This is a genomic window from Jeotgalibacillus campisalis (genome assembly GCF_000829515.1).
GTDB lineage: Bacteria > Bacillota > Bacilli > Bacillales > Jeotgalibacillaceae > Jeotgalibacillus > Jeotgalibacillus campisalis.
This window is the reverse complement of record NZ_JXRR01000022.1, coordinates 46,681-60,299: the sequence shown is the minus strand read 5'-3', so window position 1 is coordinate 60,299 and position 13,619 is coordinate 46,681. Positions and strand designations below refer to the sequence as shown.

Here is a 13,619-nt window from a genome sequence, read left to right as displayed (position 1 = left end):
GTGATCGGGTTTTTGAACGTCTTTTTTTCCAATTAACCTTTTATTTTGACATAATCCGCTAAGATTCCCAATCATTTTTACAAAAAATTATTAAAAGTTTTACGATTAAGCAGGATAAAACAGGGGTAGAGGAGAAATAGATAGTGTAGCATTGATTAAAGGAGGAGTTTACATGTTGAACTATAATATCCGAGGCGAAAATATCGAGGTAACTCCAGCAATCCGCGAATACGTGGAAAAGAAAATCAATAAGCTAGAGCGTTATTTTAATGATACGCCAGATGCGAATGTACACGTTAATTTAAAAGTTTATAACGATAAACACACGAAGGTGGAAGTCACGATTCCAATGCCGCGTTTAACACTGCGGGCTGAAGAGCGTCATGAAGAAATGTATGCGGCTATTGATTTGATTCTGGACAAGCTTGAACGTCAAATCCGTAAACATAAAACAAAAGTAAACCGTAAATTCCGTGAAAAGGGCAATGAGCCTGAGTTCTTTGCTGTAACGGTTGATCCTGAAAACGGAATTGAGACGCTAGATACGGGACATGAAGATAATGATGATCAGGATATGGATATTGTTCGTACAAAAACGTTTAATTTAAAACCAATGGACAGCGAAGAAGCTGTTCTTCAAATGAATATGCTCGGCCACAGCTTTTACGTTTACACAGATGCTGATTCTAACGGCACCAACATTGTGTACAAGCGTAAAGACGGAAAATATGGCTTGATTGAGACGGAAGCTTAAATCGGCTTCGTGAATAAAAACGCCGCTCCCCTTTAGTGGAGCGGCGTTTTTTGTTTTAATAAAGGAATAGAATCTGACCCGTGATGGTGGGATCAAACCGGGACTTTCTGACGGGATTTTTTCATTCATGCGGCCTCCGTGGTACAATAGGGCTTACTAAGAAAAAAGGAAGTGCCTATATGCAGGAAGTTGGAAGAAATGAACCTTGTCCTTGCGGCAGCGGGAAGAAATATAAGAAATGCTGCGCAAGCAAAAAGGTTGTATCGATTCAGACGCTTCTCGTTACAGAAGGAATGGATCTGCAGCTGAAATTTTTAAATGATGTAATGGCTCCGAAACAGGGAGATTATAAAGAAGATTTGACGTATATTCTCGACCATGTCACCCCAACCTTTGAGGAAAAGCAATTTTTAACAGTTTATTCAACGTTTATGTTCGGCCTGCGCGCCCATGAAGGCAAAACGCACTGGTCGAATTTTGTCGATGACCAGATGACTGCACAGGAACGTCCGCGGATGAAGGAAATCATGCCGCATTGGCACGAGCCGAGACCGGTTGTGGCTGAAGTGCTGGAGATGGACGAAGCGAGCCGCGAGATTGTGATGAAGGATTTGATTAATGACGAGCAGTACACGGTCATTCTGCCCGAATTTCACTCTTGGGCTGAAATCGACTATTTATTTGCTGTCCTGCTGCCTCTTGAAGATAAATGGGTGCCATATGGCTTTATGTTCCCATCAGTCTACACGAAAGAGGAACGTCATCATCTGATTGAACAGATTTCGACGCTTGATATTGAAGGCGATGACCGCTCCTCATGGCTTAAGACACCGATGATGGTCGGACTGATTAATGCCGTTGTGGAAAGAAATCTTGAAGAACACGCTGAGACTGAAAACGACTGGATGTCACAAATGACGTCAGAAGTGGAAAAGTCGAATCAGCAGGAAGCACTTCAATCGCTGAAGCAGTATTGGGATGAGCGGGAAAACGAAGACCTGTCTTTATTTGCCTGTCATCTTGCATCAAGCTTCTTTGCTGAAAAAGGAGACAAAGTCCGTAAACCTGAAACGTATTTAGCGGCAATTTCCTATTTGATGGCACAGCATGCAACGGAATCACCGCTGACACAAAAAGAAGCAGGCGAAGCGTTTACTGTCTCCGCTTCAAGCGTGTCTTCCACTGTTCGTAAAATTGAAGAATGGTTCCTTAAGGAGCTCGAGAAGCTTCAGGAACAGTCGGTTTAAATATAACGCTGAAGAATGGTTCTGTTTTCTATATCTATTAGGCGAGCAGATCGCAAACCAACCGCCAAATGAAAGGCTGAGACAACTATATGTCTCAGCCTTTTCTTTATAAGCTGCTTCTTTTATATCTAGCTTAATTTCTATGAAAATAGAATTTTCATAACATTTACTTTATAATGAAAGAGTTATTGTTCGAATAACGAAATAGTATATACGAATAAGATGAAAGTTTACTATGAACAGGAGTGAAAGGGATTGAAATCAGATTATTTATATCATCCATTTGCGTCTCAGCGGCAGACCGTTTTTGCAAAGCGGGGCATGGTGGCTACCTCTCAGCCGCTTGCAGCTCAAGCGGGACTTGAAATCTTACAAAAAGGCGGCAATGCGATTGATGCAGCGATCGCGACCGCTGCAGCACTGACTGTTGTGGAGCCGACTTCGAATGGCATTGGGGGAGATGCGTTTGCTCTTGTGTGGTCAAAGGATCAGCTTCACGGCTTGAATGCAAGCGGACCGGCTCCTCAAAAGCTATCGATTGAGGAAATGAAGAAGCGCGGGCACGATAAAATGCCTGTGTTTGGCGTGGAACCTGTAACCGTTCCAGGCGCTCCGGCTGCATGGGCAGCACTATCCCAAAAATTTGGCCGGCTTCCGTTTGAGGAAGTACTCGCTCCTTCCATTCGTTTAGCAGAAGAGGGCTATCCGGTGTCGCCGATTCTAGGGAAGTACTGGAATGCAGCGGCTGAAAAATTTAAGGAACTGTTTAAAGAGGATGTTTATCAAGGGTGGTTTGATACATTTGCTCCTGAAGGCCGGGCGCCTCAAATTGGTGAGGTCTGGTCCTCTAAAGCACATGCTGCTACGTTGTCTTCCATAGCCGAAACAAAGGCTGAGAGCTTTTACACAGGAGAACTTGCTCAAAAAATAGAAGACTTCATGAAGGAACATGGCGGCTTCTTGACGAAAGAAGATTTAGCAGCTTTTACACCTGAATGGGTAGATCCTGTGTCGGTGAATTACCGGGGGTATGATGTGTGGGAGATTCCTCCGAATGGCCAGGGGATGATTGCCTTGATGGCATTAAACATTGCACAGGGGTTTGAGTTTACAGCGTTTCAAAATGTGGAAACCTATCATAAGCAGATTGAAGCAATGAAGCTTGCGTTTACAGATGGCAAGGCCTTTATAACGGAGCCTGAGGAAATGCCTGTTTCAACTGAAGAACTGCTGTCTGAAGAATATGCCGACAAACGCCGTGCTGTTATTGGGGATAAAGCGATGGTTCCGGAACCAATGGAGTTGCCTAAAGGCGGTACCGTCTATTTAGCTGCAGCTGATGATGAAGGAAATATGATTTCCTATATTCAATCTAATTATATGGGCTTTGGCTCAGGTGCAGTCGTACCGGGCACGGGCATTGCGCTGCAAAACCGCGGACATGACTTCAGTCTGGATCCAACTCATACGAACGCTCTGAAACCGGGAAAACGAACGTATCACACCATTATTCCAGGGTTTCTAACGAAAAATGGACAAGCAGTAGGTCCATTTGGTGTGATGGGCGGCTATATGCAGCCGCAGGGCCATTTTCAAGTGGTTTCAAATACAGTTGATTTTCACTTAAATCCACAGGCAGCGCTTGATGCACCGCGCTGGCAGTGGACGAACGGAAAAACCATTCAGGTGGAACAGTCCTTCCCGTTGCACCTTGTGCAGGCGCTTCAGCGCAAGGGACATACGATTCAGATTATGAATGACGGCGGACCTTTTGGACGCGGCCAGATTATATGGCGTGATCCGGAAACAGGTGTGCTCAGGGGAGGAACTGAATCACGGACAGACGGGCATATTGCTGCCTGGTAATCTTGCGATGGAATACGGAGTTGAATTACTTGAAGAAAAATAAAAATCAAGCCAATTTGTTTATGGCTTTTTTCAGAGTTGGGATCTTCGGCTTTGGCGGAGGTCCTGCCTCGATTACCCTCGTACATAAAGAGGTGGTCAAGCACTATAAGTGGATGAATGAGGAAGAATTTTCAGATGTTTTAGCGCTCGGAAATGCCATGCCGGGACCGATTGCTACAAAAATGGCAGGGTATATTGGATACAGAGTCGGTGGACTTACGGGGCTGTTTAATGCGATTGCAGCGACCATCGTTCCGACGGTTGCTGCGATGATTCTCTTATTAGCTACATTGAATGCCTATCGGGATGTCGCGTGGGTGAACGGCATGTCACAAGCCGTTATACCTGTAGTCGCAGTGATGCTTGGCGTTTTAACTTGGGATTTTATTAAAAAGTCTTCCTCAGCACTCGGGTGGCTCATCACTTTATTTTTAGTTGGCGCCAGTCTGCTGTTTCTTGAGTGGCTTAATGTTCATCCAGCTATTTTAATCGCGGTCATTCTAGCTTATGCACTGTTGTTTGGCCACAAAGGTAAAAAGGGTAAAGCAGGTCGTAAACACCGGGGTGATCCTCAATGATTTACTGGGAAATTTTCTTGGCATTTTTTATTCCGGGGATTTTAGGGTATGGAGGAGGACCGGCATCTATTCCGCTTGTTGAAAATGAAGTAGTGAACCGGTATGAATGGATGACCACGCAGGAGTTTAGCGAAGTGCTTGCATTGGGTAATTCTTTACCAGGACCTATTGCAACCAAAATGGCCGGTTATATCGGCTATGCTGAAGGCGGATGGCTCGGGGCTTTAGTCGCTCTTTTTGCGACAGTTGCACCATCTCTCATTTTAATGGTGGCCTTGTTGAGTCTGTTGTTGAAATACAAAGACTCGCCGCGTGTGAAAATGATGTCCAGTCTGGTACGCCCGACGATTGCTGTCCTTCTTGGTGTAATGACGTGGGGATTCTTCGCAGATTCCATTGAGGCGTCCGGCGGTATCCAAACAGCCGTCTTGGCTTTAATCAGTTTTGTCCTGATGGAAAAAATGAACGTGCATCCCGCTCTGGTCATTGCTGGCGCGCTGCTGTACGGCGCAGTGTTTCTAGGCGGATGATGAGTTTTGAATTAACACTTTAGCGTGTAAAAGGGGTCTGGCCCCTTTTACACGCTAAAGTGTACTAAAAAGGAGTGATGGAGATGACGTATTCGATCGTGGGTTTTGATCCAGTAGAGAGAGAATGGGGCGTGGCGACACAGTCCAAGTTTTTAGGAGTAGGAGCTGTTGTGCCTTATGCAGTAGCAGGAGTAGGTGCCATTGCGACACAGGCGTATGCAAATACTACATATGGACCAGAAGGCATGGCGTATATGATGAGCGGCAAAAGTGCAGAAGAAACGTTATCGCTGTTGACAGAAGAAGATGACGACCGCGAATATCGCCAGGTGGGGATTATTGATAGCACTGGCAACGCTGCAACATTTACGGGACGAAATTGTTATGACTGGTCAGGAGGAATGTCCGGCAAAAATTTTGCGGTACAGGGAAATATCCTGGTGCCCGGCACGGTTGAAGCGATGGCCGAGTCATTTGAATCGTCTGAAGGTTCATTGGCCGAGCGTCTTTTAGCAGCCCTCGCAGCTGGACAGGCAGCAGGAGGAGATTCACGCGGACAGCAGTCTGCCGCTCTTTTGGTAGTAAAAGAAAAGGGTGGATATGGCGGCTATAACGACCGCTTTATTGACCTTCGCGTCGACGATCATCTCACACCGGTCGACGAGCTTCACCGCATATTCAAGCTGCATCAGCTTTATTTTGCTCCTTCCAATAAAGATCATATTGTGCCGATTGAAGGAGAAGTAGAAACAAAGCTCGAATACCAGCTTGTGCGCTTAGGTTACAAAAAAGAAGATCTTACCCTATCCCAGGCGCTGAAAAATTACCTGAATAACGAAAACTTTGAAATGCGCAAACAGGAAAGTGGCTATATTGACCTCGATGTGCTGCATTATATGGAACAGTCTTAATCAAAAACAGCTGGAATCGTTATATGATTTCAGCTGTTTTTTTATATACATAAAAAATAAGGCTGCAGCCCTGTTTCAAAGGTCAGCCCTTCTTGTACTGGCCGGGTCAAAATGGTAAGATAGATAGGTATATTTACGATTTTTTCTCATGAAGCCAATCCATTTTTATAAATGAGTAACTGAATGATGTAAATTCGGCCGTTTACTTCTCTTCTTAAGAGAAGGAACGGTCAGAAACTGCCTATATAAAGGAGCGGTACCATGCTTGGAATTTTAAACAAAGTGTTTGATGGAACAAAGCGTGATGTAAAGAAATTTGAAAAAGTGGCGGATCAGGTAGAAGCACTTCAATCTCAAATGGAGCAGCTTTCTGATGCCGATTTGCGAAATAAAACAGAAGAATTTAAATCCCGGCATGTAAAAGGTGAATCACTTGAAGACCTTATGACAGAAGCATTTGCTGTTGTCCGTGAGTCTGCTAAACGTGTATTGGGCCTTCACCCTTACCGCGTACAGATTCTTGGTGGTGTGGCTCTTCATGAAGGAAATATCGCCGAGATGAAAACCGGTGAAGGTAAAACCTTAACTTCCACTATGCCAGTTTATTTAAATGCGATCTCTGGCAAAGGCGTTCATGTTGTAACGGTCAATGAATACCTGGCAGCACGGGATGCAGAGGAAATGGGTCAGCTGTACAACTTTTTAGGCCTTTCTGTAGGCTTGAATATAAATAGCTTAACAAAAGATGAAAAACGGGAAGCATACCTTGCCGATATTACCTATAGCACAAATAATGAATTGGGCTTTGACTATCTGCGTGACAATATGGTGCTTTACAAAGAACAAATGGTTCAGCGGCCGCTTAATTTCGCTGTCATTGATGAAGTTGATTCCATCTTAATTGATGAAGCCCGTACGCCTCTAATCATCTCAGGACAGGCGCAAAAGTCGACTCAGCTGTACATTCAGACCAATGCGTTTGTTCGCAACTTGCGACTGGACGATGATTACACGTACGATGAAAAAACAAAAGGCGTTCAGCTGACAGAAGACGGCATTAACAAAGCAGAAAGTGCCTTCCGTATTGATAATCTTTTTGATATTACCCATGTCACGTTGAACCACCATATTACACAGTCCCTAAAAGCACATGTCAGCATGAAAGCTGATTTTGATTACGTGGTTCAAGAAGGCGACGTTGTCATTGTCGACCAGTTTACCGGCCGTTTAATGAAAGGCCGCCGCTACAGTGATGGCCTTCATCAGGCAATTGAAGCAAAAGAAGGCCTCGAAATTCAAAATGAATCCATGACAATGGCATCCATTACCTTCCAGAACTTTTTCCGTATGTATAAAAAGTTATCAGGGATGACGGGTACAGCGAAAACAGAGGAAGAGGAATTCCGCAATATTTATAATATGCGCGTTATTTCCATTCCAACAAACCGTGAAATTGTCCGGGATGACCGGGCTGATTTAATTTTCGCTTCAACAAAAGGAAAGTATATGGCGGCAGTGGAAGACATTGCAGAACGCCATTTGAAAGGCCAGCCTGTCCTAGTCGGCACAGTGGCGATTGAAACGTCTGAAATTATTTCAGCACAGCTAAAACTAAAAGGCATCCCTCACAATGTTTTGAATGCGAAGAACCATGGCGGAGAAGCACAAATCATCGCAGATGCCGGTAAACGCGGTTCTGTAACCATTGCTACGAATATGGCCGGTCGTGGTACAGATATCAAGCTTGGTGAAGGTGTAACAGAAGTAGGCGGACTTGCCGTTATTGGTACAGAGCGTCATGAATCACGCCGAATCGATAATCAGCTGCGAGGCCGTGCAGGTCGTCAGGGAGATCCTGGTGTTACGCAATTCTATCTTTCCATGGAAGATGAACTGATGCGCCGTTTTGGCTCTGACAATATGAAGAGCATGATGGCACGTCTGGGAATGGATGACACGCAGCCGATCCAAAGTAAAATGGTGACGCGAGCAGTTGAATCAGCTCAAAAACGTGTGGAAGGAAATAACTTTGATGCACGTAAACAGCTTCTTCAATACGATGACGTTCTTCGCCAGCAGCGTGAAGTTATTTATAAAGACCGTTTCGAGGTGCTTGATTCCGATAATCTGCGTACAATTATAGATAAGATGCTTGAAAGCACGATCTATAATGCTGTCGATCAGCATGCGCCAGTGGCAGAGGAAAAGGATGAATGGGATCTTAAAGGCCTTGAAAACTTTGTATTTGCCAACCTTTTACCTGAAGGAGAGCTTGTGGAAAGCGACATGACCGGCAAATCAAATGAAGAGCTGAAATCGCTTCTTCTTACCAAAGTAAACGAACGCTATGATGCCAGAGAATTGGAACTAGGCGAACGGATGCTTGAATTTGAAAAAGTTATTCTTCTTCGCTCGATTGATACAAAATGGATCGATCATATCGATGCAATGGATCAGCTTCGTCAAGGAATTCATTTGCGTGCGTATGGTCAAATTGACCCGCTTCGTGAATATCAGAATGAAGGCTTTGCCATGTTCGAAACGATGCAGGCTGCCATTAATGAAGATGTATCTAAATACATTATGAAAGCGGAGATCCGCAACAACCTTGAGCGACAGGAAGTAGCAAAGGGGCAGGCGGTTAATCCAAAAGAAGACAGTGAGACAAAAAAGAAAGCCCAGCCGGTCCGTAAAACGAATCCGGTCGGCCGTAATGAGCTTTGTCCTTGCGGCAGCGGCAAGAAATTTAAAAACTGTCACGGAATTACGCAATAAATCAATGATTCACAACTGACCCGCCGTTTTCGACGGGTCAGCTTTCTTTTAGGACAGAATAGAAGAGGACGTCAACAAAATAAAACATAAGGTGGACCTTGAATATGGAAATGTTTGAAGTAAAAGCAGAGTTAGAGAGAACAGCTAAAGTTTTAGCGGACTTCAGGGGGTCTCTTTGACTTAGATAACAAAGAAGCCAAGATTGCAGAGATTGATGAGCAAATGGTTGAACCGACTTTTTGGGATGACCAGCAAAAAGCGCAATCTGTAATTAATGATCTGAATGCATTAAAAGAAACCGTTCATGGCTACAGAGACCTTCTTGAAACACAGGAAAATCTTGAGCTGACCCATGAACTGTTGAAAGAAGAACCTGACGTTGAGCTTGAAAAAAGCATGGTAGCTGAAATGAAAGCATACATGAAGTCGCTGGATGAATTTGAACTTCAGCTTTTATTGAGTGAACCATATGATAAAAACAACGCCATTTTAGAGCTGCATCCTGGAGCGGGAGGCACTGAATCTCAGGACTGGGGCTCCATGCTGCTTCGCATGTATACGCGCTGGGGAGAAAAGCAGGGATTTAAAGTGGAAACAATGGATTATCTTCCTGGCGATGAAGCGGGTATAAAAAGTGTCACACTGCTGTTCAAAGGCCATAATGCGTATGGTTATTTGAAAGCAGAAAAAGGTGTTCACCGTCTTGTGCGAATCTCGCCGTTCGATTCATCTGGACGCCGCCATACATCCTTTGTTTCCTGCGACATCATGCCGGAATTCAATGATGAAATTGAAATTGACATCCGTACCGAAGATTTAAAAATTGATACGTACCGGGCAAGCGGAGCTGGCGGTCAGCATATTAATACAACAGATTCAGCTGTCCGGATAACACATCTTCCAACCAATACCGTCGTCTCATGCCAAAATGAGCGTTCACAAATTAAAAACCGCGAGCATGCAATGAAAATGCTGAAATCAAAGCTTTACCAGCTGCGAATCGAAGAGCAGGAACAAAAGCTTGCGGACATCCGGGGAGAGCAAAAAGAAATCGGATGGGGAAGCCAGATCCGATCGTATGTTTTCCATCCTTATTCCATGGTTAAAGATCACCGTACCAGTGCCGAGTCGGGTAACGTTCAAGGTGTGATGGATGGGGAGTTGGATGTGTTTATTAATGCTTATTTGCGCTCCAGGCTATAAGAAGCAGACCGCTGAGAAACGCTCGCATTCTTCGTTGCTCATCCTGATCCAGATGCTCATTGCCGGTAAAGGCAACTCCGCTCTGTCCCAGGATTCGCGCCTTGTATGACAAGCGTTTTCAGCTAGTCTGCGTCGTTTGCATCTAGGTGATAGCTGAAGACATTTTACTATCTTTGATTAGCAGGGCAAACCGCTGAGAAACGCTCGCGTTCTTCGTTGCTCATCCTGATCCAGATGCTCATTGCCGGTAAAGGCAACTCCGCTCTGTCCCAGGATTCGCGCCTTGTATGACAAGCGTTTTGGGCTAGTATGCGTCGTTTGCATCGTTGTTGTAGCTGAAGCATTTTACTCTTTTTAATAAGAAGAGATTTAAGTAATTTTAAACTTTTGGGTTTAAAAAAATCCGAGTTTCTTCTATATATATGTATCTATCCTTTCTTATGATGAACTGTTCTTCATCTTAGGAAAGGTTTTTTAATGAAAAATGGATACAACCTTTAACGCTTCACCACACTGCCGCTCTATTTGAATGTTATTCACATAAGGGTCGGTTCATGCTATACTCTCAAACGGTGAAAAGCATAGTTTGTATAGAAAGGTTGCATAAAGATGAAAAAAAGAAACAGAAATAAAGTGAGGTCTACAAAGCGGGATACGATTTTGGATTATCTTTATATTATAGTAGGTTCTGTTTTTGTAGCGATTGCGTTTAATGTATTTTTGCTTCCGAATGAAGTAGCTTCCGGTGGTGTGAGCGGGATCAGTACCATTTTAAATGGAGTATTTGACTGGCGTCCTTCACTTGTTCAGCTGGCATTTAATATTCCATTATTTATATCTGGACTCGTCTTCCTTGGCTTTCAATTTGGTCTAAAGACGGCAGTTGGCTCTTTCTTTCTTCCGTTTGCAGTATTTTTAACGGAATCATGGCAGCCGTGGACAGAAGATCCGCTGCTTGGTGCTTTGTTTGGCGGAATTGGTGTTGGGATGGGTCTGGGTGTTGTATTTAGAGGAAAGGCTTCTACAGGTGGTACAGATTTAGCTGCTCAGATTATTCATAAATATTCAGGTTTTGGTCTGGGAACATGTGTGGCCATGATCGATGGACTCATTGTTCTGTCAGCCGCTGTGGTGTTTGATATTGAACGCGGGCTTTACGCATTGATTGGTCTTTATGTAACGAGTAAAACGATCGACCTTGTTCAAATTGGCTTCGGCCGCTCAAAAATGCTTTACATCATTACGAACCGACAGGAAGAGATTAGTCAGGCAATCTTTGAAGAAGTGGACCGTGGTGTAACAAAATTGTCTGCACAAGGTGGTTACACGGATCATGAAAGACCGATTCTAATGTGTGTCATTGACCAAACCGAATTTTCCAAGTTGAAAAACGTTATACGCAAAATTGATCCAAACGCTTTTGTTATTGTCAGTGACGCAGCAGAAGTTCTTGGTGAAGGATTTAAGCGTGCTTAAAATGCTATACTAATGTTATAGAGTAAAAAGGTAAGATGAAAAGAAGAGGTGCAGTCATGAAAAAGATTGGTTTTGTCGTTTTATTGGGTTCTACGATTTTTCTAGCAGCATGCGGCGGTGATTCCGGAAGCTCCGGTTCTTCAACAGAAGAATTAGATCCGGAAGAACTGTATATGGGTAAGTGTTCCAGCTGTCATGGTGGAAACCTGGAAGGATCCAGCGCACCGGACATTTCAAGCGTCGGGGCGAGAAAATCCTATGATGAAATTCTGGATGTCATCCTTGAAGGACAAGGGATGATGCCGGGCGGAATGCTTGAAGGCGAGAGCGCGGAAGAAGTCGCAAATTGGCTTTCTGAGAAAAAATAACATGGTAAAATAAGCAATCTTTTTTCTTAATTGGAAAAAGATTGTTTTTTTGTGACAGAGAAGAAACACAAATGTAATATAAAAAACGTTAACAAAAAGGTTTAAAGTAGTTATACTACTCTTGTAGCGAAAAATCGAGTGTATCCTCCGTATTTTGACATTAGCTCATTCTTCCTGTCTGGTAATGATTTCAGTAGGTAAATAGACTGTCAATTACACCTGTGTGAGAACAGCAAGATCCAAATCTAAAGATTAGGTGAGTATACATATGATTCAAATGAAACAAGTATATAAGAAGTATTCTAACGGGATTATGGCCGCAAATGGCTTTGATGTGAATATTCAGCAAGGTGAATTCGTTTATGTCGTTGGACCCAGCGGCGCCGGCAAAACAACATTTATTAAAATGATGTATCGGGAAGAAAAGCCTACTAAAGGAACGATTTTAATCAACAATGTCGACATTGCGACATTAAAAGCAAAACGCGTTCCCTACTTACGTCGAAACATCGGCGTAGTGTTCCAGGATTTTAAACTATTAAATCAGTTAACCATTTATGAAAATATTGCTTTTGCTTTAGAAGTTATTGAAGAGCATCCAAAAACGATTAAAAAGAGGGCAATGGAAGTGCTTGACCTTGTCGGGTTAAAGCATAAAGCCAGAATGATGCCCGATGAGCTTTCCGGAGGAGAACAACAGCGTATATCCATTGCACGCTCAATTGCGAATCAGCCGAAAATTATGATCGCAGATGAGCCAACAGGTAATCTTGATCCGGAAACGTCATGGGAGATTATGAATCTTTTTGAAGAAATTAATGCAAGAGGCACTACTGTCATAATGGCTACTCATAACCGTGAAATTGTCAACACGATTCGTCACCGGGTTATCGCAATTGAAAATGGATTGATCGTGCGTGACGAGCAGCGAGGGGAGTATGGTTATGAAGGCTAGAACGCTATCAAGACATTTTAGAGAGAGCTTTAAAAGCCTTGTCCGAAACGGCTGGATGACATTCGCCTCACTGAGTGCTGTAACGGTTACACTGTTATTGGTTGGTGTATTCACAGCCTTAATGCTGAACATGAACAAAGCAGCTACTGACATTGAAAATGACGTCGAAATGAACGTTTATATAGAACTGGAAGCCGATGAAGTATCAGTAAGTTCGCTGGAAGATCAGATTAGTGATCTCTCGGGTGTTGAATCTGTAACCTATTCATCAAAAGAAGAAGAATTATCGAGTCTTATCGAGAGTTTTGGCGACGAAATGTCATTATTTGAGCAAAATAATCCGCTTCGTGATAAATTCATCGTTAAAGCAACAGACCCCCGGCAAACAGAACGGCTGGCGAGCCAAATTACGACAATTGAAAACATAGCCGCTGTTGAATATGGGGAAGACAAGATTGAACAGCTTTTTGAAACATTGGAAATTAGCCGGAACGTTGGAGCCGTCCTTATATTCGGTCTGCTATTCACAGCGATGTTCCTGATATCAAATACTATAAAGATCACAATCGTAGCTAGAAGAAGAGAAATAGAGATTATGAAACTGGTAGGAGCTTCAAACTGGTTTGTCAGATTCCCATTCCTGCTTGAAGGGATATGGCTTGGAATTATTGGTGCTATCCTTCCAATTGCCGTCGTATCCTTCCTCTATTACAATGTGTATGAATTTATGGAACCGCGTTTGGAGAATTCATTTATTCAGATACTAGAGTTTACACCATTTATCTATCAAATAAACGCTCTTATTCTATTAATGGGCGTAGTCATTGGCGTTTGGGGAAGCTTTATGTCCGTCCGAAAGTTTTTAAAAGTTTAAGAGAACGTAAAAAAAATAGAGATATAGTTAAAGGGGAGAG

Annotated in this window: 12 protein-coding genes; all 12 read left to right on the top strand. The window is 43.4% G+C overall.

What is annotated here, in order from left to right; translation table 11 throughout:
- Positions 1–172 precede the first annotated feature (172 nt).
- The 12 genes from hpf to ftsX all read left to right on the top strand — a co-directional run bounded on the left by hpf (position 173) and on the right by ftsX (position 13,579).
- Positions 173–754: a ribosome hibernation-promoting factor, HPF/YfiA family gene (hpf, locus tag KR50_RS16185; protein ID WP_041061098.1), complete on the top strand. Its 582-nt coding sequence runs from the start codon at positions 173–175 to the stop codon at positions 752–754.
- Between the two features lie 179 nt (positions 755–933).
- On the top strand, positions 934–2,001 hold the full coding sequence (locus tag KR50_RS16180; RefSeq protein WP_041061095.1) for a YecA family protein: 1,068 nt from the start codon (positions 934–936) through the stop codon (positions 1,999–2,001).
- Between the two features lie 255 nt (positions 2,002–2,256).
- Complete coding sequence (gene ggt / locus KR50_RS16175; RefSeq protein WP_041061092.1) at positions 2,257–3,867, top strand: gamma-glutamyltransferase; 1,611 nt, start codon at positions 2,257–2,259, stop codon at positions 3,865–3,867.
- A gap of 62 nt (positions 3,868–3,929) precedes the next feature.
- Positions 3,930–4,487 carry a chromate transporter gene (locus tag KR50_RS16170; protein ID WP_041061800.1) on the top strand — a complete coding sequence of 186 codons (558 nt, stop codon included), beginning with the start codon at positions 3,930–3,932 and terminating at the stop codon, positions 4,485–4,487.
- Positions 4,484–5,017, top strand: coding sequence for a chromate transporter (locus KR50_RS16165; RefSeq protein ID WP_041061088.1), 534 nt, complete (start codon positions 4,484–4,486; stop codon positions 5,015–5,017). Before KR50_RS16170 ends, KR50_RS16165 begins: the two co-directional genes overlap by 4 nt.
- Positions 5,018–5,100: 83 nt before the next feature.
- Positions 5,101–5,928, top strand: coding sequence for a DUF1028 domain-containing protein (locus tag KR50_RS16160; RefSeq protein WP_041061086.1), 828 nt, complete (start codon positions 5,101–5,103; stop codon positions 5,926–5,928).
- A 261-nt stretch (positions 5,929–6,189) separates the two neighbouring features.
- Positions 6,190–8,703: a preprotein translocase subunit SecA gene (gene secA, locus KR50_RS16155; RefSeq protein ID WP_041061084.1), complete on the top strand. Its 2,514-nt coding sequence runs from the start codon at positions 6,190–6,192 to the stop codon at positions 8,701–8,703.
- Between the two features lie 104 nt (positions 8,704–8,807).
- A protein-coding gene (gene prfB, locus KR50_RS16150) for a peptide chain release factor 2 (protein ID WP_232304301.1) occupies positions 8,808–9,906 on the top strand; the annotation gives its coding sequence in 2 pieces (ribosomal slippage) (positions 8,808–8,870 and positions 8,872–9,906; 1,098 coding nt in all).
- Positions 9,907–10,515: 609 nt separating this feature from the next.
- On the top strand, positions 10,516–11,382 hold the full coding sequence (locus tag KR50_RS16145; protein ID WP_041061080.1) for a YitT family protein: 867 nt from the start codon (positions 10,516–10,518) through the stop codon (positions 11,380–11,382).
- 56 nt (positions 11,383–11,438) lie between these two features.
- Positions 11,439–11,750 (top strand): c-type cytochrome, encoded by a 312-nt coding sequence (locus KR50_RS16140; protein WP_041061078.1) that lies wholly within the window; start codon positions 11,439–11,441, stop codon positions 11,748–11,750.
- A gap of 268 nt (positions 11,751–12,018) precedes the next feature.
- On the top strand, positions 12,019–12,705 hold the full coding sequence (gene ftsE / locus KR50_RS16135; RefSeq protein WP_041061077.1) for a cell division ATP-binding protein FtsE: 687 nt from the start codon (positions 12,019–12,021) through the stop codon (positions 12,703–12,705).
- Positions 12,695–13,579 carry a permease-like cell division protein FtsX gene (ftsX, locus tag KR50_RS16130; protein WP_041061075.1) on the top strand — a complete coding sequence of 295 codons (885 nt, stop codon included), beginning with the start codon at positions 12,695–12,697 and terminating at the stop codon, positions 13,577–13,579. Before ftsE ends, ftsX begins: the two co-directional genes overlap by 11 nt.
- The last annotated feature ends 40 nt before the right edge of the window (positions 13,580–13,619 follow it).

What these genes read in the sequence shown, in the direction of transcription:
- hpf (WP_041061098.1), top strand. Translation starts at nt 173, where the DNA reads ATGTTGAACTATAATATCCGAGGCGAAAATATCGAGGTAACTCCAGCA.
- KR50_RS16180 (WP_041061095.1), top strand. Translation starts at nt 934, where the DNA reads ATGCAGGAAGTTGGAAGAAATGAACCTTGTCCTTGCGGCAGCGGGAAG.
- KR50_RS16170 (WP_041061800.1), top strand. Translation starts at nt 3,930, where the DNA reads ATGGCTTTTTTCAGAGTTGGGATCTTCGGCTTTGGCGGAGGTCCTGCC.
- KR50_RS16165 (WP_041061088.1), top strand. Translation starts at nt 4,484, where the DNA reads ATGATTTACTGGGAAATTTTCTTGGCATTTTTTATTCCGGGGATTTTA.
- KR50_RS16160 (WP_041061086.1), top strand. Translation starts at nt 5,101, where the DNA reads ATGACGTATTCGATCGTGGGTTTTGATCCAGTAGAGAGAGAATGGGGC.
- secA (WP_041061084.1), top strand. Translation starts at nt 6,190, where the DNA reads ATGCTTGGAATTTTAAACAAAGTGTTTGATGGAACAAAGCGTGATGTA.
- KR50_RS16145 (WP_041061080.1), top strand. Translation starts at nt 10,516, where the DNA reads ATGAAAAAAAGAAACAGAAATAAAGTGAGGTCTACAAAGCGGGATACG.
- KR50_RS16140 (WP_041061078.1), top strand. Translation starts at nt 11,439, where the DNA reads ATGAAAAAGATTGGTTTTGTCGTTTTATTGGGTTCTACGATTTTTCTA.
- ftsE (WP_041061077.1), top strand. Translation starts at nt 12,019, where the DNA reads ATGATTCAAATGAAACAAGTATATAAGAAGTATTCTAACGGGATTATG.
- ftsX (WP_041061075.1), top strand. Translation starts at nt 12,695, where the DNA reads ATGAAGGCTAGAACGCTATCAAGACATTTTAGAGAGAGCTTTAAAAGC.